This is a genomic window from Streptomyces sp. ISL-100 (assembly GCF_018614615.1).
Lineage (GTDB): Bacteria > Actinomycetota > Actinomycetes > Streptomycetales > Streptomycetaceae > Streptomyces.
Genome location: NZ_JAGGOK010000057.1, coordinates 23,831 through 45,673, shown reverse-complemented (window position 1 = coordinate 45,673; position 21,843 = coordinate 23,831). Strand labels below are relative to the sequence as shown.

Genomic DNA, 21,843 nt, shown 5'->3' with positions numbered 1-21,843 from the left:
GGGGGTAGGGGGGGGGGTGGGGCGGGGGGCGGGCCGGCCGGGCGCGGTACGGAGGTGGCGTGGGTGGTGCGTGCGTCTGGTGTGCCGGTGCCCTCGGTGTCCATGCGGTGCCCTGCCCCTCGTCCCCTGACCAGCGTGTGCGCAGGGCCTCAATCTAGTGCCCCGGGCTGGGCAGTTCACCGCCCACGCGCCCGGCCCTGCGGGGCTGTTCCCCTACCCGCCCCTTCCCGGACTGGGGCTCCACCCCGGGCGCCGCTCCTCAATCGCCGGAGGGGCTGGAGGGTGCCGTGGAGCGGGAAATTGCCGCTGAGCGGCAAATCGGGAAGGGCGGGGTAGGGAAAAGCCCCGCAGGGCACCGCCGCCGCCCACGCCCCCGCCCGCTCTATGTCCGCCGCGGACAACGACACGCCTCCACTTCTCCCGAACGGAACATGCCACGTACCACCCCCCACCCCTAGCCTGCGAAGTAAAGAAGCGTCCGGAATACCCCCAGGAGCCCCACCATGACCGCAATCCCGCAGGAGCGCCGCGTCGTCACCGCGATTCCCGGCCCGAAGTCGGCCGAGCTTCAGGCCCGGCGCACCGCCACGGTCGCCGGTGGCGTGGGCTCCGTGCTGCCCGTCTTCACCGCGCGCGCGGACGGCGGCATCATCGAGGACGTCGACGGCAACCGCCTGATCGACTTCGGCTCCGGCATCGCCGTGACCTCCGTCGGCGCCTCCGCCGAGGCCGTCGTACGCCGCGCCTCCGCGCAGCTGCAGAACTTCACGCACACCTGTTTCATGGTCACGCCGTACGAGGGCTACGTCGAGGTCTGTGAGGCGCTCGCCGAGCTGACCCCGGGCGACCACGCCAAGAAGTCCGCGCTGTTCAACTCCGGCGCCGAGGCCGTCGAGAACGCCGTCAAGATCGCCCGTGCGTACACCAAGCGCCAGGCCGTCGTCGTGTTCGACCACGGCTACCACGGCCGTACGAACCTCACGATGGCGCTGACCTCCAAGAACATGCCGTACAAGAACGGCTTCGGCCCGTTCGCCCCCGAGGTCTACCGCGTCCCGGTCGCCTACGGCTACCGCTGGCCCACCGGCGCCGAGAACTGTGGCCCCGAGGCCGCGGCCCAGGCCATCGACCAGATCACGAAGCAGGTCGGGGCCGACAACGTCGCCGCGATCATCATCGAGCCGGTGCTCGGCGAGGGCGGCTTCATCGAGCCGGCCAAGGGCTTCCTGCCGGCGATCGTGAAGTTCGCCAACGACAACGGCATCGTCTTCGTCGCCGACGAGATCCAGTCCGGCTTCTGCCGCACCGGCCAGTGGTTCGCGTGCGAGGACGAGGGCATCGTCCCCGACCTGATCACGACCGCCAAGGGCATCGCGGGCGGTCTGCCGCTCGCCGCCGTGACCGGCCGCGCCGAGATCATGGACGCCCCGCACGGTGGCGGCCTGGGCGGCACGTACGGCGGAAACCCGGTGGCCTGCGCCGGTGCGCTCGGCTCCATCGAGACGATGAAGGAGCTCGACCTCAACGCGAAGGCGAAGCGGATCGAAGAGGTCATGAAGGGGCGCCTCGCCACCATGGCCGAGAAGTTCGACATCATCGGCGACATCCGTGGTCGCGGCGCCATGATCGCCATCGAGCTCGTCACGGACCGCGACACCAAGGAGCCGAACGCGGCCGCCGCCGGCGCGCTCGCCAAGGCGTGCCACGCCGAGGGTCTGCTGGTCCTCACCTGCGGTACGTACGGCAACGTGCTCCGCTTCCTGCCCCCGATCGTCATCGGCGAGGACCTGCTCAACGAGGGTCTGGACATCATCGAGGCGGCTTTCGCCGGCGTGTGACCGGGGTGTGACCTGTGAAGAAAGGGTGGGGGGCCAATGGCGGGATGACGATCCGCCTGTCGGTCCCCCACCCTCTGCCGTACGGTTTCTGCAGATGAGAGAAACACCCCGCTCGCAGGGGACTGCGGGCGGTTCCAGGTCGAGGCACCCCCTGCCCCGCCCTGGTCGTGCCGTCGCGCACACCACCGGAGCTTCGGGCTCCGGAACTCCTCACCGATCGGATCGCCGCCCGTCCCACACCCCCCGGGGCGCGCGGCACACCGGTCCGGGCGGCTGCCCCGGAACTACCCCCCCTGTTCCGGGGCAGCCGGCTTTCCTCTTCGCCGCCTTCGCCCCCCTCGCCCTCTTCGGGCTTCTCTTCGCGCTGATCACCTGGCAGGTCGCGGCCCACGGCCCCCTGCGCCGCGCTGACGAGCGCATCGGCCGGGCTGTTGTGGGCCATGGCCCGACCGGTCTCACGGAATTCCTCGCCGATCTCGGCAATATGGCCGTCGCGCTGCCGGTACTGGCCGCGGCTGTCGCGTACACGCTGTGGCGCGGCGGCCGCGCCCCCGCTGCTGCCGCCGTGCCCTCCATGGCGGCGGTGCCCGCCCTCGTGGCCCCGGTCAAGTCCTGGATCGCCCGCCCCGGGCCGCTCACGCAGGAGACCGGCTACTACCCGTCCGGGCACGCGGCGACAGCGGCCGTCGCCTACTGCGGCGCGGCCCTGCTCGTCTCGGTGTACGTACGCCACCACCGCTGGTGGCCGCCCCTTCTCGCGCTCGTCCTTACGCTCGCCACCGGCGCCGGCCTGATCCTGCGCGGCTACCACTGGCCGCTGGACGTTGTGGGCAGCTGGTGTCTTTGCCTGCCCTCGCTGGTTCTGGTCAGCCATCGCCTTCCCGCGCGATACCGGCCGCCGCCTCGTGCATCGCGAGCTCCAGCAGCGCCGGATCAGTGAGCGTGCCCGTGCCGTCCGGCAGGACGAGCCAGCGGACTCCGCCGGCCGCCCGGCCGGGATAGGGGACGACGATCCAGGTGCCACGGCCCGCGCCGCGTACGCCCGTACCGATCCAGCGGCCGACCGTGCCCGGCGGCACGAAGAAGCCCATGCGGGAATCGCCGAAGTCGGCGAGGACGGGCCCCGGGCGGTCGATGAGACGCGCCAGGATGTCGAGCGTGGGGTAGCCGAGCTCGCCCGGCAGGATCAGGACGTCCCAGCGCCTGCCGGCGGGAAGGAGAGCGACCCCCAGGGGGTTTCGCTCCCATTCCCACCGGCAGGCGTCAGGGTCCGGTGCCACCGATACGAGCCATTCCACCGCGGTCTTGGGCCCCGAGCCGGCCATTGTGTCCCCGCCTCCATTCGTGTGCGCAGCCAGTGCGTTCACGAGGGAGAGGGGGCTGGGCCGGGATCATTACGCGGGTTGGGCCATCTCGTGGTGGTGAACGGATTCACACCACAAGTGCGGTTGTGCGCGGGCGCGCTCAGCTGTCGAAGCCGAGCCCCAGCTTGTCCATGGCCTTCAGCCACAGGTTGCGGTGGCCGCCGTTGTCGTCCGACCGGGCGAGCGACCACTTGGTGATGCCGATGCCGGCCCACGCGAAGGGCTCCGGCGGGAACGGCATCGGCTTGCCGCGCACCATCTCCAGCTCGGTACGCTCGGTCCGCTCGCCCGAGAGCAGGTCGAGCATGACGTCCGCGCCGAACCGGGTCGATCCGACACCGAGGCCGGTGTACCCGGCGGCGTACGCGACCTTCCCCGCGTGCGCCGTTCCGAAGAAGGCCGAGAACCGCGAGCAGGTGTCGATCGCGCCGCCCCACGCGTGGCTGAAGCGCACGCCCTCCAGCTGCGGGAAGCAGCGGAAGAAGTGCCCGGCCAGCTTGAGGTACGTCTGCGGACGGTGGTCCAACTCGGCGCTCAGCTTGCCGCCGAAGGGGTAGATGGCGTCGTAACCGCCCCACAGGATGCGGTTGTCGGCGCTCAGCCTGAAGTAGTGGAATTGATTCGCGCTGTCGCCCAGCCCCTGCCGGTTCTTCCAGCCGACCGAGGCGAGCTGCTCGTCGGTGAGCGGCTCGGTCATCAGCGCGTAGTCGTAGACCGGGACGGTGTACGGGCGGATGCGCTTGACCAGCGACGGGAAGATGTTGGTGCCCAGCGCCACCCGGCGGGCGAAGACCCGTCCGTACGGCGTGCGTACCGCCATCCCGGCGCCTGCGGAGACCAGGTCCAGTCCCCGCGTGTGCTCGTACATCCGTACGCCCAGACCGAGGCACGCCTGCTTCAGCCCCCACGCCAGCTTCGCCGGATTCAGCATCGCGACGCCGCGCCGGTCGAGCAGCCCGCCGACGAAGGTCGGCGAGTCGACCTCGGCCCGGACGGCGTCCTGGTCGAGGAGTTCGAGATGGTCGCCGAAGCCGAGCCTGTGTGCCTCTTCGTACATCTCCCGCAGCTCTTCGAGCTGGTGCGGCTCGGTGGCGACGTCGATCTCACCGGTGCGCTCGAAGTCGCAGTCGATGCCGTACGCCGCCACCGCCGCCTCGATCGCGTCGAGGTTGCGCTCGCCGAGCTCCTCCAGCTTGGCCAGCTCGCCCGGCCAGCGCGAGATGCCGTTGCTCAGGCCGTGCGTGAGGGAGGCGGCGCAGAATCCGCCGTTGCGGCCCGAGGCGGCCCAGCCCACCTCGTGCCCCTCGATCAGTACGACATCCCGCTCGGGATCGCGTTCCTTGGCGAGGAGCGCGGTCCACAGTCCGCTGTATCCGCCGCCGATGACGAGCAGATCGCAGCGCTCGTCGCCGGTGAGGGCGGGCTGTGGTGCGGGCTTTTCGGGGTCGTCCAGCCAGAACGACACCGGCTTTACGCCGGAAAGGGATTGTGCAGCACTACGCATGGCAACTGGGGCCATGGTTTCCAACTCCTTCAGGACTTACTGGGGCTGTGCGTTGTTCTTTCGCCGGCTCGCGAGAAGCTGACCGCCGAGAACTATCAGCACGGCGATGACGAACATAGCCGTACCAATGACGTTGATCTGTACGGGCGTGCCACGCTGCGCCGATCCCCACACGAACATGGGGAAGGTGACGGTCGAGCCCGCATTGAAATTGGTGATGATGAAATCGTCGAAGGAAAGCGCGAAGGCGAGCAGCGCTCCCGCGGCGATTCCGGGCGCGGCGATCGGCAGGGTCACCCGTACGAACGTCTGCACGGGACCTGCGTAGAGATCGCGCGCCGCCTCTTCCAGGCGCGGGTCCATCGACATCACGCGCGCCTTGACCGCCGTCACCACGAAGCTCAGGCAGAACATGATGTGCGCGATGAGGACGGTCCAGAAGCCCAGCTGGGCGCCCATGTTGAGGAAGAGCGTCAGCAGCGAGGCGGCCATGACGACCTCGGGCATGGCCATCGGGAGGAAGATCAGCGAGTTGATCGCGCCACGCGCCCGGAAGCGGTAGCGGACCAGCGCGAAGGCGATCATCGTGCCGAGTACGGTCGCGCCGACCGTCGCCCAGGCGGCGATCTGGAGCGAGAGGGAGAGCGAGCCGCACAGGTCGGCGACGCCGCACGGGTCCTTCCACGCGTCCAGGGAGAATTCCTGCCAGGCGTAGTTGAAGCGCCCCTTCGGGTTGTTGAAGGAGAACACCATCACGACGATGTTGGGCAGGATCATGTAAGCGAGCGTCAGCAGCCCGGCGATGACGACGAGATTGCGTCGTATCCAGCGAATCAAAGACATCAGACCAGATCCTCCGTCCCGGACTTGCGGATGTACACGGTGACCATGGCCAGCACGATCGCCATCAGGATGAAGGACAGCGCGGCCGCCGTCGGATAGTCGAGCACCCGCAGGAATTGCGACTGGATGACGCTGCCGACCATTTTCGTGTCGGTCGAGCCGAGCAGTTCGGCGTTGACGTAATCGCCGCTCGCCGGAATGAAAGTCAGCAGTGTGCCCGAGACGACACCCGGCATGGAGAGCGGGAAGGTCACCTTGCGGAAGGTGGTCGCCGGGGTGGCGTACAGGTCGCCGGCCGCCTCGTGGAGCCTGCCGTCGATGCGCTCCAGGGAGGTGTAGAGCGGCAGGATCATGAAGGGCAGGAAGTTGTACGTCAGGCCGCAGACCACGGCCATCGGCGTGGCCAGCACCCGGTCGCCCTCGGTCCAGCCGAGCAGGCTGGTGATGTCCAGGACATGCAGGGTGTTCAGTACGTCGACCACCGGGCCGCCGTCCGCGAGGATCGTCTTCCAGGCGAGCGTACGGATCAGGAAGCTGGTGAAGAACGGCGCGATGACCAGCACCAGGACCAGATTGCGCCAGCGGCCCGCCTTGAAGGCGATCATGTACGCGAGCGGGTAGCCGAGCAGCAGGCACAGCAGGGTGGCGGTGCCGGCGTACAGCAACGACCGTATGAACTGGGGGTAGTAGTCCTTCAGAGCGTCCCAGTACGTCTGGAAGTGCCAGGTGACCTCGAAGCCCTTCTCCAGCGAGCCGGTCTGCACCGAGGTCGACGCCTGGTAGACCATCGGCAGCGCGAAGAAGACGATCAGCCACAGGATGCCGGGCAGCAGCAGCCAGTACGGTACGAGCCGCTTGCGGGTGGAGGCCTTGCGCGGGGCGGGCGGTTCCTCCGCCGGTGCGGGCGCCAGGGGCGGCGCGTCGGTGACGCTCACGCGCTCTCCTCCACCGTCTCCACGCCCGCGTCGATGTCCTGGTCGGCGTCCAGACCGAAGGTGTGCTCCGGGTTCCAGTGCATGACGACCTCGGCGCCGGGCGTCAGCCGCGCGTCGCGCTCGATGTTCTGGACGTACACCTCGAAGTCGGAACAGGCCGGGCTGTCGACGATGTACTGCGTCGAGACACCGATGAAGCTGGAGGCGACGATCCGGCCGGTGATCTTGTTGCGGCCGATCGCGACGCTGCCCGCGTCGTCGGCGTGCGCGACCGAGACCTTCTCCGGGCGTACGCCGACGAGCAGCTTGCCGCCGGTGCGGGGCTGTGACGCACAACGCTCGCCCGGGACGCGGAGCTTGGAGCCACCGCAGGTGACGACCGTGTCCTCGCCCGCCGTCTCGACGACCTCGGCCTCGATGAGGTTCGACGTACCGAGGAAGTTGGCGACGAACGTCGTCTTCGGGTTCTCGTAGAGGTCGGCGGGGGCGCCGAGCTGTTCGACGCGGCCGCCGTTCATCACCGCGACCTGGTCGGCCATGGTCATGGCCTCCTCCTGGTCGTGGGTGACGTGCACGAAGGTGATGCCGACCTCGGTCTGGATGCGCTTGAGCTCAAGCTGCATCTGGCGGCGCAGCTTGAGATCGAGCGCGCCGAGCGGCTCGTCGAGAAGCAGCACCTGCGGGTGGTTGATGAGCGCCCGCGCGACGGCTACGCGCTGCTGCTGGCCGCCGGAGAGCTGGTGCGGCTTGCGTCCGGCGAAGGCGCCGAGCTGGACGAGGTCCAGCATGTCGTCGACCTGCTTCTTGACCGACTTGATGCCGCGCCGGCGCAGGCCGAAGGCGATGTTCTCCGAGACGTTGAGGTGCGGGAAGAGCGCGTAGCTCTGGAAGACGGTGTTGACCGGGCGTTTGTACGGCTGGAGGTCGGTGACGTCCTTGTCGCCGAGGAAGACCGTGCCGGTGGTCGGCTCCTCAAGCCCCGCGATCATCCGCAGGGTCGTGGTCTTGCCGCAGCCGGACGCGCCGAGCAGGGCGAAGAAGGAGCCCTGCGGAATGGTCAGGTCGAGCGGGTGTACGGCCGTGAACGAGCCGTAGGTCTTGCTGATCCCGGAGAGGCGGACGTCGCCGCCTTCTGTCTTCTGCGTCATGGGGTGTGGTCCCAGGGTGGTGAGAGGGGCGGAAGCGGACAGCGGCTCAGGCGCCGATGAGCTTGGCGAACTTCTCTTCGTACGCCGTCTCTTCCTTGCTGCTGAGCGAGCGGAAGGCGCGGGACTTCGCGGCCATCGCCTTGTCGGGGAGGATCAGCGTGTTGGAGGCCATCGACTTGTCGATCTTCGCCAGTTCCTCGCGGACACCCTCGACGGGGCACACGTAGTTGATGTACGCGGCGAGCTGGGCGGCGACGGGCGGCTCGTAGTAGTAGTCGATGAGCTTCTCGGCGTTGGCCTTGTGCCGCGCCTTGGCGGGGACCAGCAGGTTGTCGGTGGAGGTGATGTAGCCGGCCTCCGGGATGACGAACTCGATGTCCGGGTTGTCGGCCTGGAGCTGGATGACGTCACCGGCCCAGGCGAGGCAGGCCGCGAGGTCGCCCTTGCTCAGGTCGGAGGTGTAGTCGTTGCCGGTGAAGCGGCGGATCTGCTTCTTGTCGACGGCCTTCTGGATCCGGGCGACGGTCGCGTCGAAGTCGTCGTCGGTGAACTTCCCCGGGTCCTTGCCCATGTCGATGAGGGTCATGCCGATGGAGTCGCGCATCTCGGAGAGGAAGCCGACCTTGCCCTTGAGCTTGGGGTCCTCGAGGAGCTGGCTGACGCTCTCGATCTTCCTGCCGCCGGTCGCCTTCTTGTTGTACGCGATGACGGTGGAGATGCCGGTCCAGGGGTACGAGTAGGCGCGCCCCGGGTCCCAGTCGGGGGACCGGAACTGCGACGACAGGTTGGCGTACGCGTGCGGCAGGTTCGCCGGGTCGAGCTTCTGCGCCCAGCCGAGCCTGATGAGCCGGGCGGCCAGCCAGTCGGTGACGTTGATGAGGTCGCGCCCGGTGTCCTGGCCCGCCGCGAGCTGCGGTTTGATCTTCCCGAAGAACTCGACGTTGTCGTTGATGTCCTCGGTGTACTTGACCGTGATCCCGGTGCGCTTCCTGAACGCCTCCAGGGTGGGCCGGCTCTTCTCGTCCTCGCTGACGTCCATGTACTCGGTCCAGTTGGAGAAGCTGATCCGCTTCTCCTCGGCCGAGTGGTCGTCGGAGGCCGGCGCGTCGCCTTCCCGCTTGGCCGGCGGGATGCCGCAGGCGCTCAGCGTGCCGAGACCGCCGACCGCGAGCGCGCCGATGCCTGACGCACGCAGCATGGAACGGCGGGTGAGGGCACCCCTGCCGCTGGTCATGCTGCGTCGCATGGCGGCCAGTTGGGCCGCGGAGAGGCTGTCGGGCTGGTACTGCTCCATGCGCAAGTGCCCTTTCGGGTGGGTGTGGCCGCTGGTCGTGCGGCGTACTTATCGGTCCCCGAAGATCGTGCGGTGCCAGTCCTTGCGGGCGACCGCGGTGTTGTCGTACATCACATGCTTGACCTGCGTGTACTCCTCGTGGGAGTACGACGACATGTCCTTGCCGTAGCCGCTGGCCTTGTAACCGCCGTGCGGCATCTCGCTGATGATCGGAATGTGGTCGTTCACCCATACACAGCCCGCCTTGATCTCGCGGGTGGCGCGGTTCGCGCGGAACACGTCGCGGGTCCAGGCGGAGGCGGCGAGTCCGTACGGGGTGTCGTTGGCGAGCGCGATCCCTTCCTCGTCGGTGTCGAAGGGCAGCACGACGAGGACGGGGCCGAAGATCTCGGCCTGGACGATCTCGCTGTCCTGGGGGGCGTCGGCGATGAGGGTGGGCCGGTAGTACGCGCCCTTGGCGAGGTCTCCGCCAGGCGCTTCGCCGCCGGCCACGACGCGCGCGTACGCACGGGCCCGCTCGACGAAACCGGCGACCCGGTCGCGCTGGGCGTGGCTGATGAGCGGCCCGATGTCGGTGGACGGGTCAAAGGGGTCACCGAGCCGCACGCTGTCCATCAGTTCGGCGACCCCGGCGACGAAGGCGTCGTACAGCGGGCGCTGGACGTAGGCGCGGGTCGCGGCCGTGCAGTCCTGCCCGGTGTTGATGAGCGAGCCGGCGACCGCGCCGTTCACGGCCGCTTCGAGATCGGCGTCGTCGAAGACCACGAAGGGTGCTTTGCCGCCGAGTTCGAGGTGGATGCGCTTGACGGTGGAGGTGGCGATCTCGGCGACGCGCTTGCCGACGGCGGTCGACCCGGTGAAGGAGGTCATGACCACGTCGGGGTGCCCGACGAGGTGCTCACCGGCGTCCTTGCCGGCCCCGGTGACGATGTTCACGACACCGTCCGGGATGCCGGCCTCCTTCGCCGCCTGCGCGAACATGATCGACGTCAGCGGCGTGATCTCGGCGGGCTTCAGGACGATGGTGTTGCCCGCCGCGATCGCCGGCAGGACCTTCCAGGCCGCCATCTGGAGCGGGTAGTTCCAGGGTGCGATGGACCCTACGACACCGATCGGCTCGCGGCGTACGTACGAGGTGTGGTCGCCGGAGTACTCGCCGGCCGACTTGCCTTCGAGGTGGCGGGCCGCGCCCGCGAAGAAGGCGGTGTTGTCGATGCTGCCCGGCACGTCGAACTCGGTGGACAACTTGATCGGCTTGCCGCACTGGAGCGACTCGACGTACGCGAAGTCGTCGGCCTGCTCGGCGAGTACGGCGGCGAAGCGGTGCATCGCGTCGGAGCGCTCGCCGGGGGTGGTGGCGGCCCAGCCGGGGAAAGCGTCGCGCGCAGCGGCGACAGCGTCGTCGACGTCGGCGGTGGAAGCGAGTTCGTACTCATACACCTTCTCGCCGGTCGCGGGATCCACGACGGCGTGGGTACGTCCCGAGGTGCCTGCCCGCAGCTGTCCGCCGATGTACTGCGCACCGTCCGCGAATCGGTCCTGCACCGGGAAGCGGTTGACCATGACGCACTCCGTAGCTCCAGCTGGATTTGAGTGCCGATCCTGGCAGAGTGGTCCATCACCAACAAGGGATTCCGTTGTTGCCTTTTGGTTACGCGACGGAATCGGTCGACCTGTGTCGAGGCAGGACGGAAATACGGTACGGAGTGTCCGTGGCGCGGCTCGAAGCGGCGTGGCATGGCGGGGCTGCGGGACGAAAGCGCAGGTGGGGGCGGGTGCGGGTGGGTGCGGCCGACGTGACCGTTGCGACCGGTGCCTGCGGCGCATTCCCCCACCCCGCCCCTTCCCGAACCGGGGCAAGCCCCGGACCCCGCGGGCTCTGGGGCAGCACCTCAGTTTCGGGAGGGTGGGGGAAGAAGAAACGGGGCGGAGCCGCGTCCCCTAGTCGCGGACGGCCGCGTCGACCACCAGCGACGAGTTCGCGTACGGGTCGTACTCCTCCGAGTCGAGGTCGTCCCTCCCGTTCTCCCCCTGGACAACCGCCCAGACGATGAACCCGATGAACGCCGCGCTCAGCACGAAGCCGATGACCCCGAGGATGATCCCGGCCAGCGCCATGCCACTGTTCGTCGCCTCGCCGCGCGTAACCCGCTTGCGGCCCAGGATGCCGAAGATCAGCGCCAGGATGCCGAGGATGATGCCAAGACCGTAGGCGCAGAAGAACGTCACGGAGATGATGCCGAGCACCATCGCGGTGATGCCGAAACCATTCGCCGGCGCGGGACCATGCTGCCCGGTCCAGGCGGCCGGGCCGCCGTACCCGGGATATCCGGGGTAGCCGCCGGTGTTGTACGGAGCCGATGCCGACGGGGTCGCGTACGCCGCCGGGTAGCCGTACTGGCCGGGCGTCGCCTGCGCCGGACCCACCGGTGCGGCCGGAGGCGGCGGCACCGCGCCCTGCCCGGGAGCAGTGGGACCGAAGCCCGGTACCGGATCCGCGGCCGGCATCGAGGTGACCGTCTGCTGGTCGTGCACCGGGGGAGACCCGGCCGGCGGCTTGTCCAGCGGCACCTTCTGCGCCGACTGGTCCGGCGGAGCCCAGGGGTCCCGCGACTGCTCGGGCGGCGGGCCCGAAGGGTGGTTTGCGTTGTCCGACATGTGCTCCCCCATCGTGGTTCCGCCATGCTACGGCCTGGCTTCCGGCCCGTACCGCCCGCCTACGATGATCCCTGAAGCCGCTCCAAATGCCCGTACACCGGAGGATCCGATGACCGATCTGCACCCCTTCATCGCAGGGCTGCCCAAGGCCGAACTGCATGTGCACCACGTCGGATCCGCCTCGCCCCGCATCGTCGCCGAGCTGGCCGCCCGCCACCCCGACTCCAAGGTCCCGACCGACCCCGAGGCGCTCGCGGACTACTTCTCGTTCACCGACTTCGCGCACTTCATCGACGTGTACCTCTCCGTCGTCGACCTGATCCGCACCCCGGAGGACGTCCGGCTGCTGACCTTCGAGGTCGCCCGCGACATGGCCAGGCAGAACATCCGGTACGCCGAGCTGACCGTCACGCCATTCAGCTCGACCCGTCGCGGCATCGACGAGAAGGCCTTCATGGAGGCGATCGAGGACGCCCGCAAGGCCGCGGAAGCCGAGCTCGGCACCGTACTGCGCTGGTGCTTCGACATTCCGGGCGAGGCCGGTCTGGAGGCGGCGGAGGAGACGGCGCGGCTGGCCGTGGACCTGCGGCCGGAGGGCCTGGTGTCGTTCGGACTCGGCGGCCCCGAGATCGGCGTACCGCGCCCGCAGTTCAAGCCGTACTTCGACCGCGCGATCGCGGCGGGGCTGCGTTCCGTGCCGCACGCCGGTGAGACGACCGGTCCCGAGACCATCTGGGACGCGCTGAACGACCTGCGCGCGGAGCGCATCGGCCACGGCACCAGCGCCGTCCAGGACCCGCGGCTGCTCGCTCACCTGGCCGAGCACCGGATCCCGCTGGAGGTCTGCCCGACGTCCAACATCGCGACCCGCGCGGTGGCCACGCTGGACGAGCACCCGATCAGGGAGATGGTGGAGGCAGGCGTCCTGGTCACGATCAACAGCGACGACCCACCGATGTTCGGCACGGACCTGAACAGCGAGTACGGCGTGGCCGCCCGCCTCCTGAACCTCGACGAGCGCGGAGTCGCCGACCTCGCGAAGAACGCCGTGGAGGCCTCCTTCCTCGACCCGGCGGGCAAGGCCCGGATCGCCGCCGAGATCGGCACGTACACAGCGGCCTGGCTCGCGCGGTAACGCATCGGCACGCCGGACAATGGGGCCATGCTCATACCCATGCGCACCGTCACTGCCGTGGCCCACCGCGGCGACCCGTACCGAGTCCGCGAGAACACCCTCGCCTCGCTCCGCTCAGCGGTGGAGCGGGGCGCGGACGCAGTGGAGATCGACGTACGCCTGACCCGCGACGGCGTCCCCGTCCTCCTCCACGACGACTCGCTCAAGCGGCTCTGGGGCCACGAGCGGCTGCTCGCCCGCCTCACCGAGCACGACCTGCGCGAGCTCACCCACGGCGGCGTCCCCACCCTGCGCGAGGCGCTGAGCGCCATCGACTCCCACCGCGTCATGATCGACCTGCCGGGCGCCACCGCCGAGTCGGTACGCACCGTGGCCGGCGTCGTCCACGAGTGCGGGGCGGGCGAGCGCGCGTACTACTGCGGGGGCACCTCCGCCATGCTGGCCGTGCGCGCCGCCGACCCGGGCGCCGAGATCGCCATGACGTGGACGACCCTCACCCCGCCGGGCGCGGCGCTGCTCGACGCGGTGAAGCCCCACTGGCTCAACTACCGCTTCGGTCTGGTCAGCCGCGACCTCACGGACCGCGTGCACAGGGACGGACTGCTGGTCTCAGCGTGGACCGCCGACACCGGGCGTACGATGCGCCGCCTCATCGGCCGCGGCGTCGACTCCATCACCACCAACCGCATCGACGTACTGCACGCACTCACCACCACCGCCGCCACCGCCGCCGCCAAGAAGCTCCGCACGTAGGCTGGTTGAGCGTTCCGGCGTGATGACCGGATGGACAGAATCCGCACGACATGCCCTCTACACCGTCGCCGCGCCGGCGTTCGCGGTCGTCTTCCCCTCGGCGGCGCTGAACACGGGCGAGGCGCGCGAGCTGATCTTCTCGCTGATCGTCTTCGGCGGGACTCGCGATCCACCACCTGACCCGCCAACCGGCCCGCCTGGCATGCTGCGGACATGACCACGGAGCCCGCCGCGGATCCCGCCGCAGAGTTCGAAACGCACCGCACTCGGCTCTTCTCGCTCGCGTACCGGATGCTCGGTTCTGCGAGTGAGGCCGAGGACGTCGTGCAGGACACGTATCTGCGCTGGAGCGCTGCCGACCGGGGCGCCGTCCGCACACCGGCCGCCTGGCTGACCAAGGTCATGACGAATCTCTGCCTCAACCAGCTCACCTCCGCCCGCGCCAAGCGCGAGCTGTACGTCGGCCCCTGGCTCCCGGAGCCGGTCTTCACCCACAGGGGCACCAGCCTCGGACCGCTGGAGTCCGCCGAGCAGCGTGAGTCCGTGTCGCTCGCGCTGCTCACGCTGATGGAGCGCCTCACCCCGGCCGAACGCGCCGTGTTCGTCCTGCGTGAGGCGTTCGGGCACAGCCACCGGGAGATCGCCGAAGTCCTCGGCATCGAGGAGGCCCACTCGCGGCAGCTGCACCGCCGCGCCCGCGCACAACTGGGCCGTCCGCGGCGCCGGTTCTCCGTCGACGACGACCGGCGCCGGGAGATCGTCGAGAGCTTCTTCGCCGCCACCCTCGAAGGCGATGTGGCCGGACTTGAGCGGCTGCTGGCCGACGACGTGGTCGCCTGGGCCGACGGCGGAGGTCAGGTGTCGGCGGCGCGCCGGCCGATCGTCGGACGGGAGAAGGTGCTCCGTTATCTGCTGGGTCTGGGCGCCCGCCCGGAAGCGGCGCACGTCAGAGCCGAGTCCGTCGAGGCGAACGGCGAGCCGGCGGTGGCCGTTTTCGTCGGCGAGACGCTGCTCGCGATCGTGGTGCCGGAGATCGCCGACGGTCTGGTCAGCGGTGTCCGTACGGTCATCAGTCCCGCCAAGCTCGCCTTCGCCGCCGCCCAGCTCAGGTGATCCGCTTCACACCCTGAGCTGTCACGGAACCGCCCGCTCGCCGGTTCAAGGCGCATGACACATCACATCGTGGTCCTCGGAGCCGGGTACGCCGGACTGGCCGCCGCAAAGGGCGCGGCCCGCAAGCTGCGCCACCACGGCGGCGCACGCGTCACACTCGTCAACGCCGCCGGCCATTTCGTCGAGCGGGTACGGCTGCACCAGCTGGCCGCCGGCCAGCGGCTGAGGGACCTGCCCCTGAGCAGGCTCCTCGCCGGTACGGGCATCGAGCTGGTCGTCGCCCGGGTGACCGGCATCGACGCCGCCAGCCGTACGGTCCGGGTCGACTCCGCTCCGTACGCCATCGGATACGACACCCTCGTCTACGCCCTGGGCAGCGCCGCCGACACCGCCGCCGTCCCCGGAGCCGCCGAGCACGCGACGCCGGTCGCCACCTACGAGGACGCGGTGCGCCTGCGCGAGCGGACGGCCGGGGCCCACGGCTCGTCGGCCGCGGCCGTGGCCGTCGCCGGAGCGGGCCTGACCGGCATCGAAGCCGCCACCGAGCTGGCCGAGAGCTACCCGGGGCTGAAAGTGCGGATGGTCACCGGTGGCGAGCTCGGCGCCAGCCTCTCGGAGCGCGGCCGGCGCCATCTCCGCCGCGCGCTGGAGCTGCGCGGGGTCGAGCTGCGCGAGCACGCCCGGGTCCGCGAGGTCGCCGCGCACGGCCTGGTCCTCGCCGACGGGGGCGAGATCCCGGCCGACGCCGTCGTCTGGGCGGCGGGCTTCCGCGTACCGGATCTGGCGCGCGAGGCCGGTTTCGCGGTCGACGCGCGGGGGCTGATCAAGGTCGACGGGACGCTGCGCTCGGTCTCCCACCCGGAGGTCTTCGCGGCGGGCGACGCGGCGGCGGCGTACGGACCCGACGGCAGCGCATCGCGCATGTCCTGCCAGACCGGACTGCCTATGGGTATGTACGTCGCGGGCAGCGCGACCGCCGCACTCACCGGCCGCACCCCTGAGCCGCTGCGGCTGCGCTACGTCTGGCAGAACATCAGCCTCGGCCGCCGAGACGGCCTCACCCAGTTCACCCGCGCCGACGACAGCCCGGTGGGCGCCGTCCTCACCGGCCGCGCCTCGGCCCGCTTCAAGGAGGCCGTTACGCGCGGCACGGTGCTGGCCCTGCGCCGCTGAATCGGACCGCAGCGGTTGCTCAGACCGCCGCCGGCACCGCGAACCGCACCGGCGCGGTGAGCGCCTCCAGCTGCTTGATCTTCCGGCGTACGACGTACAGAGGGATGATGCCGAAGATTCCGAAGAACATGTCGATGACCGACCACCAGAAGGGGATGCCCCGGATCGGGCCGCAGATCAGCGCGAGCGGGATGATCCCGGCGCACGCGATCATCCCGAACTCGATGACCCAGATGTTGCGTACCGGATCGCGGTACGGACCGTAGAACGCGACGGCGATGACGAGGTGCGCGAAGGCCAGCCAGTCCGTCCCGTACAGGACGAAGGGGTACTTGGCGTCGGTGGCGTCGAGGCCCGCCCGTACGCGCTCGATCCACTCCATCAGACCGGGGAAGAACTCGGCCACCGGGGAGGCCGAGTTCTTCAGCAGGCTCTCCAGCCAGTGGAGTTCGGTGACGAGCGGGAAGGCCGTCAGACCGCTCAGCACGAGAGCGACGATGAAGAAGACCAGCCACACGCGTATGCGCCGCAAAAGGACGTTCGCCTCGTTCATGCCCGCAGCGTACGCCCGCATTTACCTGCTCTTTACACCGGCCCCGGCGCCCCCGGCCGCCCCCGCCTCCCGAGCACTCGCCGCGCCACGACGTGCGACAGCGCCGTAGCGGCTCCGGCGAGGGCCAGGCCCTGTACGGCGTCCCGGGCTCGCGTCGGCCGCAGCACACCGGCCCGGCGCAGCCGCCCGCGCGCCCAGAACGAGAAGGGCACCACGAGCAGCGGCGAGGTGGCGACGCCGGGGGTGTAGCCGCGCACGGCGGCGGCCTGGGCCATGTGGAGCAGGCCGTGCAGGCCGAAGCCGTACAGCGTGGACTGGTAGAAGCCTGAGCGGCCGCCGGAGCGGTGGCCGGCGACGGCGGCCGAGGCGACGATCGTTCCCATCACGCCAACGGCGACGGCGAATTCGCGCTCGTCCGCAGACTCCATGGCCCGCCATATACGCTCGGGGACCTGCGGGAACCGCTTGCGCAGCCGTGGCACGTTCTCGCGCATCCACACGGGCAGCGTCGCGAGCTCCTCGATGTCGTGCAGGGCCCAGGCGGCGAACAGTCCGTACGTCACCAGGGAGTTGAGGCCATCGCGGTCATCACTCATGATCGTGATTCTGCTAGAGCCCCACGATCGAGTTCCAGGTTTACGCGAACCCCACGCGCTCGTCCGCCGTGATGTCCCGCGCGATCGCCAGCCGCTCGCGCATCGCGTCGTCGGGAAAGATCAGCGGGTCCTCGGCGAGTGCGGCGGTCTCCTCGTCCTTGGCCGAGGCCAGGATGTCGCGCGCCGCCGGCACCGGGCAGACGTAGTTGACCCAGGCCGCAAGCTCCGCCGCGACCCCGGGCTCGTAGTAGTGGTCGACGAGCTTCTCCGCGTTGCGCTTGTGGCGGGCGAGGTTGGGGATCATCAGGCTCTCCGCCCAGAGCTCCGCCCCTTCCTCCGGCACCACGAACTCGATGTCGGGGTTGTCGGCCTTGAGCTGGATGACGTCGCCCGAGTACGCCTGGCACGCCAGTACGTCGCCGCTCGCCAGGTCCTTGATGTAGTCGTTGCCGGTGAAGCGCCTGATGTGCTTGCGCCGCACCAGCTTCTCCACGTGCTCACACATCGCGTGGAAGTCGTCGGCTGTCCACCGCGTGACATCAGCGCCGTTGCCCTGCATCAGCAGCGCGAAGCTCTCGTCGAGCCCCGAGAAAAGGGTCAACTTGCCGCGCAGATCGTCGGCCCACAGCTGAGCGGTGGAGCGGATCTCGTGGCCGAGTTTCCTCCGGTTGTACGCGATGCCGGTGATCCCGGACTGCCAGGGCACGGAGTGCCGCCGCCCCTCGTTGAAGGCGGGCGTACGCAGCTGCGGGTCGAGGTACTTGGCGACGTTCGGCTGCTTGGCCCGGTCCATCTCCTGGACCCAGCCGAGCCGTACGAACCGGGCGGCCATCCAGTCGCTGATGACGATCAGATCGCGGCCGGTCTCCTGGTGGTTCATCAGAGCGGGGCTGATCTTCCCGAAGAACTCGTCGTTGTCGTTGATCTCTTCGGTGTAGCGGACGGATATCCCGGTCCGCTCGGTGAAGGCGTCGAGCGTGGGCCGCCGCGACTCGTTCTCGTCGTCGGTGTCGATGTACAGCGGCCAGTTGGCGAACTGGAGACTGTGGTCCCGGTCCGACCGGTCGTCGGCGGCGGCCCGGTCCCCCGGTTCGACGTACGCCGCCGGCACCCCGCACCCGGTGAGCGCGGCCAGCGCGCCTGCCGCCGGGAATCCGCGGAGCAGCGTACGACGCGAGACACGACCAAGATCACTCATGTCGCCCACTCTCGTCCCATGCGCGAAGGGCGGGCAATAGACAGTCTGTCTATCGCCCGCCCTCCAGGAACAGCGTCCTGATCAGCCGGTTCCGATCAGCCCTCGATCGAGGTCATCACGTGCTTGATGCGCGTGTAGTCCTCGAAGCCGTACGCCGAAAGGTCCTTGCCGTAACCGGACTTCTTGAAGCCACCGTGCGGCATCTCGGCGACCAGCGGGATGTGGGTGTTGATCCACACACAGCCGAAGTCGAGGTTCTTGGACATGCGCATCGCCCGCGCGTGGTCCTTGGTCCACACCGAGGACGCCAGCGCGTACTCGACGCCGTTGGCCCACTCCAGGGCCTGCGCCTCGTCCGTGAAGGACTGGACGGTGATGACGGGGCCGAAGACCTCGTTCTGGATGATCTCGTCGTCCTGCTTGAGGCCGGAGACGACGGTCGGGGCGTAGAAGTAGCCCTTGTCGCCGACCCGCTCGCCGCCCGACTCGACCTTGGCGTGCGCCGGCAGCCGCTCGATGAAGCCGCTGACCTGCTTGAGCTGGTTGGCGTTGTTCAGCGGACCGTAGAGCACGTCCTCGTCGTCCGGCTGCCCGGTCTTCGTGTCGGCGGCGGCCTTCGCCAGCGCGGTCACGAACTCGTCGTGGATCGACTCCTGTACGAGCACGCGCGTCGCGGCGGTGCAGTCCTGGCCGGCGTTGAAGAAGCCCGCGACCGAGATGTCCTCGACGGCCTTGGCGATGTCGGTGTCGTCGAAGACGACGACCGGCGCCTTGCCACCGAGCTCCAGGTGGACGCGCTTGACGTCCTTGGCGGCGGACTCGGCGACCTGCATGCCGGCGCGTACGGAACCGGTGATGGAGGCCATCGCCGGGACCGGGTGCTCGACCATCGCGCGGCCGGTCTCACGGTCGCCGCAGACGACGTTGAAGACGCCCTTGGGGACGATCGAACCGATGATCTCGGCCATCAGAACAGTCGACGCGGGCGTCGTGTCCGACGGCTTCAGCACGACCGTGTTGCCCGCGGCGAGCGCCGGGGCGAACTTCCACACGGCCATCATCATCGGGTAGTTCCACGGCGCGACCTGGGCGCAGACGCCGACCGGCTCGCGGCGGATGATGGAGGTCAGACCCTCCATGTACTCGCCGGCCGAGCGGCCTTCGAGCAGCCGGGCCGCACCCGCGAAGAAGCGGATCTGGTCGACCATGGGCGGGAGTTCTTCGGTACGCGTGAGGCCGAGCGGCTTGCCGGTGTTCTCGGACTCGGCCGCGATCAGTTCCTCCGCCCGCTCCTCGAAAGCGTCCGCGATCTTGAGCAGCGCCTTCTGACGCTCCGCGGGCGTGGTGTCGCGCCAGGCCGGGAAGGCCGCGGCGGCGGCCGCCATGGCGGCGTCGACGTCCTCCTGGCCGGAGAGCGGCGAGGTGGCGTACACGTCGCCTGTGGCCGGGTTGACCACGTCGATGGTCCGCCCGTCGGCGGCTTCGCGGAACTCTCCGTCGATGTAGTTGCGCAGGCGGCGCAGTTCGGTGGTCACAGCCACCCCTCCCTTGTCAGATGTCCGGTTACTGAGATCCCCACCCTAGTCGCTCGGGTATCGCTTTCGACATACCCGCACGCCGCGAACTTCGGATTCAGTGAGATCCAATGCCCCAAACAACGAATTTCATCGGTTTGGGGTTGCGGAACAGCGGAGACGTCGTGCACAGTGAAGACGTGGCCAGTAGAAGCGCAGATTCCAGAATCGGGAACGGCTCGTCCCCAACGGTCGATGCCGTGTCTCTGGCGATCATCGAGCAGCTCCAGGAGGACGGGCGCCGTCCTTACGCCTCCATCGGCAAGGCCGTGGGCCTTTCCGAAGCGGCGGTACGCCAGCGCGTACAGAAGCTGCTCGACCAGGGCGTCATGCAGATCGTCGCCGTCACCGACCCGCTCACCGTGGGCCTGCGGCGGCAGGCCATGGTCGGCATCAATGTCGAGGGCGACCTCGATCCCGTCGCCGAAGCGCTGACAGCCATGGCCGAATGCGAGTACGTGGTGATGACCGCGGGCTCCTTCGACCTCATGGTGGAGATCGTCTGTGAGGACGACGACCACCTGCTCGAAGTGATCAACAAAAGGATCCGTGCGCTCCCCGGCGTGCGATCCACCGAGAGCTTCGTCTACCTCAAGCTGAAGAAGCAGACCTATATGTGGGGAACCCGATAGTCGTGAGCCAGGACCTCTCCAAGACCGCGTACGACCACCTGTGGATGCATTTCACCCGCATGTCGTCCTACGAGAACGCACCCGTGCCCACCATCGTGCGTGGTGAGGGCACCTACATCTACGACGACAAGGGCAAGAAGTACCTCGACGGCCTCTCCGGCCTGTTCGTGGTGAACGCCGGCCACGGCCGTCACGAGCTCGCCGAGACCGCGTACAAGCAGGCTCAGGAACTCGCCTTCTTCCCGGTGTGGTCGTACGCCCACCCGAAGGCCGTCGAGCTGGCCGAGCGTCTCGCGAATTACGCGCCGGGCGACCTCAACAAGGTCTTCTTCACCACCGGTGGTGGCGAGGCCGTCGAGACCGCCTGGAAGCTCGCCAAGCAGTACTTCAAGCTCACCGGCGAGCCGACCAAGTACAAGGTCATCTCCCGTGCGGTCGCCTACCACGGCACCCCGCAGGGCGCCCTGTCGATCACCGGTCTGCCGGCCCTGAAGGCCCCCTTCGAGCCGCTCGTCCCGGGCGCTCACAAGGTGCCGAACACCAACATCTACCGCGCCCCGATCTTCGGCGACGACCCGGAGGCCTACGGCCGCTGGTGCGCCGACCAGATCGAGCAGGAGATCCTGTTCGAGGGCCCGGAGACCGTCGCCGCCGTCTTCCTGGAGCCGGTGCAGAACGCCGGTGGCTGCTTCCCGCCGCCGCCCGGGTACTTCCAGCGGGTCCGCGAGATCTGCGACCAGTACAACGTGCTGCTCGTCTCGGACGAGACGATCTGCGCCTTCGGCCGCCTCGGCACGATGTTCGCCTGTGACAAGTTCGACTACGTGCCGGACATGATCACCTGCGCCAAGGGCATGACGTCGGGCTACTCCCCGATCGGCGCCTGCATCATCTCCGACCGCCTGGCGGAGCCGTTCTACAAGGGTGACAACACCTTCCTGCACGGCTACACCTTCGGTGGCCACCCGGTCTCCGCGGCCGTCGGTATCGCCAACCTCGATCTGTTCGAGCGTGAGGGCCTCAACCAGCACGTCCTCGACACCGAGGGTGCGTTCCTCAGCACGCTGCAGAAGCTGCACGACCTGCCGATCGTCGGCGACGTACGCGGCAACGGCTTCTTCTACGGCATCGAGCTCGTGAAGGACAAGGTCACCAAGGAGTCCTTCACGGACGAGGAGACCGAGCGCGTGCTCTACGGTTTCCTCTCCAAGGCGCTGTACGACAACGGTCTGTACTGCCGCGCCGACGACCGTGGCGACCCGGTCGTCCAGCTCGCGCCGCCGCTGATCTCCAACCAGGAGACCTTCGACGAGATCGAGGGGATCCTGCGTCAGGTGCTCACGGAGGCCTGGACCAAGCTCTGATCCCGGAGCCGGAGCGGGCCTGCCGCTTGCTCTGATCGTATGACCCAGTCGCGGCCCGGATGCGCCCGTTCGAGTGAGAACGGATGCCTCCGGGCCGCGCGCTTGCCACGCCACCACGCCTCGCGTCCTTACGGTGCAGTGACCGATCGGCCCCGTCTTCGTTCCCCC

General features: G+C 69.0%; 21 protein-coding genes. 9 read left to right on the top strand and 12 right to left on the bottom strand.

Annotation, left to right across the window (positions count from 1 at the left end):
* Positions 1–503: 503 nt before the first annotated feature.
* Together gabT and J7E89_RS25565 are read left to right on the top strand one after the other, a co-directional pair.
* Positions 504–1,838, top strand: coding sequence for a 4-aminobutyrate--2-oxoglutarate transaminase (gabT, locus tag J7E89_RS25570; RefSeq protein WP_214909415.1), 1,335 nt, complete (start codon positions 504–506; stop codon positions 1,836–1,838).
* Positions 1,839–1,932: 94 nt separating this feature from the next.
* Positions 1,933–2,778 carry a phosphatase PAP2 family protein gene (locus J7E89_RS25565; protein ID WP_214976786.1) on the top strand — a complete coding sequence of 282 codons (846 nt, stop codon included), beginning with the start codon at positions 1,933–1,935 and terminating at the stop codon, positions 2,776–2,778.
* Here the strand turns inward: J7E89_RS25565 and J7E89_RS25560 are convergent.
* From J7E89_RS25560 to J7E89_RS25525, 8 genes are all read right to left on the bottom strand, one after another.
* Entirely contained in the window at positions 2,705–3,163 is a 459-nt protein-coding gene (locus J7E89_RS25560) for a hypothetical protein (protein WP_214976785.1), read from the bottom strand. The two genes, J7E89_RS25565 and J7E89_RS25560, sit on opposite strands and share 74 nt — an antisense overlap.
* 139 nt (positions 3,164–3,302) lie before the next feature.
* Positions 3,303–4,721, bottom strand: a complete 1,419-nt coding sequence (locus J7E89_RS25555) for an FAD-binding oxidoreductase (RefSeq protein WP_214976784.1) — start codon at positions 4,719–4,721, stop codon at positions 3,303–3,305.
* 21 nt (positions 4,722–4,742) lie between these two features.
* On the bottom strand, positions 4,743–5,549 hold the full coding sequence (locus J7E89_RS25550; RefSeq protein ID WP_214976783.1) for an ABC transporter permease: 807 nt from the start codon (positions 5,547–5,549) through the stop codon (positions 4,743–4,745).
* On the bottom strand, positions 5,549–6,484 hold the full coding sequence (locus J7E89_RS25545) for an ABC transporter permease (RefSeq protein WP_214976782.1): 936 nt from the start codon (positions 6,482–6,484) through the stop codon (positions 5,549–5,551). Before J7E89_RS25545 ends, J7E89_RS25550 begins: the two co-directional genes overlap by 1 nt.
* The gene (locus J7E89_RS25540) at positions 6,481–7,632 is read right to left on the bottom strand and encodes an ABC transporter ATP-binding protein (RefSeq protein ID WP_214976781.1); all 1,152 of its coding nucleotides are present in this window, start codon (positions 7,630–7,632) and stop codon (positions 6,481–6,483) included. The genes J7E89_RS25545 and J7E89_RS25540 overlap by 4 nt, the downstream gene beginning before the upstream one ends.
* Before the next feature lie 46 nt (positions 7,633–7,678).
* The gene (locus J7E89_RS25535; RefSeq protein ID WP_214976780.1) at positions 7,679–8,926 is read right to left on the bottom strand and encodes a spermidine/putrescine ABC transporter substrate-binding protein; all 1,248 of its coding nucleotides are present in this window, start codon (positions 8,924–8,926) and stop codon (positions 7,679–7,681) included.
* A 48-nt stretch (positions 8,927–8,974) separates the two neighbouring features.
* Positions 8,975–10,489, bottom strand: a complete 1,515-nt coding sequence (locus J7E89_RS25530; RefSeq protein WP_214976779.1) for a gamma-aminobutyraldehyde dehydrogenase — start codon at positions 10,487–10,489, stop codon at positions 8,975–8,977.
* Positions 10,490–10,867: 378 nt separating this feature from the next.
* Positions 10,868–11,584, bottom strand: coding sequence for a DUF4190 domain-containing protein (locus J7E89_RS25525; protein WP_214976778.1), 717 nt, complete (start codon positions 11,582–11,584; stop codon positions 10,868–10,870).
* Between the two features lie 109 nt (positions 11,585–11,693).
* On the opposite strand from J7E89_RS25525, the gene J7E89_RS25520 reads away from it, so the two are divergent.
* From J7E89_RS25520 to J7E89_RS25500, 5 genes are read left to right on the top strand one after another with little or no spacing between them, the layout of a single operon-like run.
* Positions 11,694–12,719: an adenosine deaminase gene (locus J7E89_RS25520; protein ID WP_214976777.1), complete on the top strand. Its 1,026-nt coding sequence runs from the start codon at positions 11,694–11,696 to the stop codon at positions 12,717–12,719.
* A gap of 39 nt (positions 12,720–12,758) precedes the next feature.
* Positions 12,759–13,472: a glycerophosphodiester phosphodiesterase gene (locus J7E89_RS25515; protein ID WP_214976776.1), complete on the top strand. Its 714-nt coding sequence runs from the start codon at positions 12,759–12,761 to the stop codon at positions 13,470–13,472.
* A gap of 22 nt (positions 13,473–13,494) precedes the next feature.
* Entirely contained in the window at positions 13,495–13,689 is a 195-nt protein-coding gene (locus tag J7E89_RS25510) for a hypothetical protein (RefSeq protein WP_214976775.1), read from the top strand.
* Positions 13,686–14,585, top strand: a complete 900-nt coding sequence (locus tag J7E89_RS25505; RefSeq protein ID WP_214976774.1) for an RNA polymerase sigma-70 factor — start codon at positions 13,686–13,688, stop codon at positions 14,583–14,585. The genes J7E89_RS25510 and J7E89_RS25505 overlap by 4 nt, the downstream gene beginning before the upstream one ends.
* 54 nt (positions 14,586–14,639) lie before the next feature.
* Positions 14,640–15,758 (top strand): NAD(P)/FAD-dependent oxidoreductase, encoded by a 1,119-nt coding sequence (locus tag J7E89_RS25500; protein WP_214976773.1) that lies wholly within the window; start codon positions 14,640–14,642, stop codon positions 15,756–15,758.
* Positions 15,759–15,777: 19 nt separating this feature from the next.
* Here J7E89_RS25500 and J7E89_RS25495 read toward each other — a convergent pair whose 3' ends face one another.
* From J7E89_RS25495 to J7E89_RS25480, 4 genes are all read right to left on the bottom strand, one after another.
* On the bottom strand, positions 15,778–16,311 hold the full coding sequence (locus J7E89_RS25495) for a hypothetical protein (protein WP_214976772.1): 534 nt from the start codon (positions 16,309–16,311) through the stop codon (positions 15,778–15,780).
* A gap of 32 nt (positions 16,312–16,343) precedes the next feature.
* Positions 16,344–16,907 (bottom strand): HXXEE domain-containing protein, encoded by a 564-nt coding sequence (locus J7E89_RS25490; protein WP_214976771.1) that lies wholly within the window; start codon positions 16,905–16,907, stop codon positions 16,344–16,346.
* A 40-nt stretch (positions 16,908–16,947) separates the two neighbouring features.
* Positions 16,948–18,105 (bottom strand): spermidine/putrescine ABC transporter substrate-binding protein, encoded by a 1,158-nt coding sequence (locus J7E89_RS25485; protein WP_214976770.1) that lies wholly within the window; start codon positions 18,103–18,105, stop codon positions 16,948–16,950.
* A 95-nt stretch (positions 18,106–18,200) separates the two neighbouring features.
* Positions 18,201–19,640: a gamma-aminobutyraldehyde dehydrogenase gene (locus J7E89_RS25480; protein ID WP_214976769.1), complete on the bottom strand. Its 1,440-nt coding sequence runs from the start codon at positions 19,638–19,640 to the stop codon at positions 18,201–18,203.
* A gap of 164 nt (positions 19,641–19,804) precedes the next feature.
* Between J7E89_RS25480 and J7E89_RS25475 the strand changes: the two genes are divergently transcribed.
* Both J7E89_RS25475 and J7E89_RS25470 read left to right on the top strand, forming a co-directional pair.
* Complete coding sequence (locus J7E89_RS25475) at positions 19,805–20,311, top strand: Lrp/AsnC family transcriptional regulator (RefSeq protein WP_214976768.1); 507 nt, start codon at positions 19,805–19,807, stop codon at positions 20,309–20,311.
* Positions 20,296–21,675, top strand: a complete 1,380-nt coding sequence (locus J7E89_RS25470; RefSeq protein WP_214976767.1) for an aspartate aminotransferase family protein — start codon at positions 20,296–20,298, stop codon at positions 21,673–21,675. The genes J7E89_RS25475 and J7E89_RS25470 overlap by 16 nt, the downstream gene beginning before the upstream one ends.
* Positions 21,676–21,843: the final 168 nt, after the last annotated feature.

Excerpts from the sequence above, each read along its gene's own strand:
- J7E89_RS25555 (WP_214976784.1), bottom strand. The coding sequence starts at position 4,721 with ATGGCCCCAGTTGCCATGCGTAGTGCTGCACAATCCCTTTCCGGCGTA.
- J7E89_RS25540 (WP_214976781.1), bottom strand. The coding sequence starts at position 7,632 with ATGACGCAGAAGACAGAAGGCGGCGACGTCCGCCTCTCCGGGATCAGC.
- J7E89_RS25500 (WP_214976773.1), top strand. The coding sequence starts at position 14,640 with ATGACACATCACATCGTGGTCCTCGGAGCCGGGTACGCCGGACTGGCC.
- gabT (WP_214909415.1), top strand. The coding sequence starts at position 504 with ATGACCGCAATCCCGCAGGAGCGCCGCGTCGTCACCGCGATTCCCGGC.
- J7E89_RS25515 (WP_214976776.1), top strand. The coding sequence starts at position 12,759 with ATGCGCACCGTCACTGCCGTGGCCCACCGCGGCGACCCGTACCGAGTC.
- J7E89_RS25525 (WP_214976778.1), bottom strand. The coding sequence starts at position 11,584 with ATGTCGGACAACGCAAACCACCCTTCGGGCCCGCCGCCCGAGCAGTCG.
- J7E89_RS25495 (WP_214976772.1), bottom strand. The coding sequence starts at position 16,311 with ATGAACGAGGCGAACGTCCTTTTGCGGCGCATACGCGTGTGGCTGGTC.
- J7E89_RS25490 (WP_214976771.1), bottom strand. The coding sequence starts at position 16,907 with ATGAGTGATGACCGCGATGGCCTCAACTCCCTGGTGACGTACGGACTG.
- J7E89_RS25560 (WP_214976785.1), bottom strand. The coding sequence starts at position 3,163 with ATGGCCGGCTCGGGGCCCAAGACCGCGGTGGAATGGCTCGTATCGGTG.
- J7E89_RS25530 (WP_214976779.1), bottom strand. The coding sequence starts at position 10,489 with ATGGTCAACCGCTTCCCGGTGCAGGACCGATTCGCGGACGGTGCGCAG.
- J7E89_RS25565 (WP_214976786.1), top strand. The coding sequence starts at position 1,933 with ATGAGAGAAACACCCCGCTCGCAGGGGACTGCGGGCGGTTCCAGGTCG.
- J7E89_RS25520 (WP_214976777.1), top strand. The coding sequence starts at position 11,694 with ATGACCGATCTGCACCCCTTCATCGCAGGGCTGCCCAAGGCCGAACTG.
- J7E89_RS25535 (WP_214976780.1), bottom strand. The coding sequence starts at position 8,926 with ATGGAGCAGTACCAGCCCGACAGCCTCTCCGCGGCCCAACTGGCCGCC.
- J7E89_RS25550 (WP_214976783.1), bottom strand. The coding sequence starts at position 5,549 with ATGTCTTTGATTCGCTGGATACGACGCAATCTCGTCGTCATCGCCGGG.
- J7E89_RS25510 (WP_214976775.1), top strand. The coding sequence starts at position 13,495 with ATGACCGGATGGACAGAATCCGCACGACATGCCCTCTACACCGTCGCC.
- J7E89_RS25485 (WP_214976770.1), bottom strand. The coding sequence starts at position 18,105 with ATGAGTGATCTTGGTCGTGTCTCGCGTCGTACGCTGCTCCGCGGATTC.
- J7E89_RS25505 (WP_214976774.1), top strand. The coding sequence starts at position 13,686 with ATGACCACGGAGCCCGCCGCGGATCCCGCCGCAGAGTTCGAAACGCAC.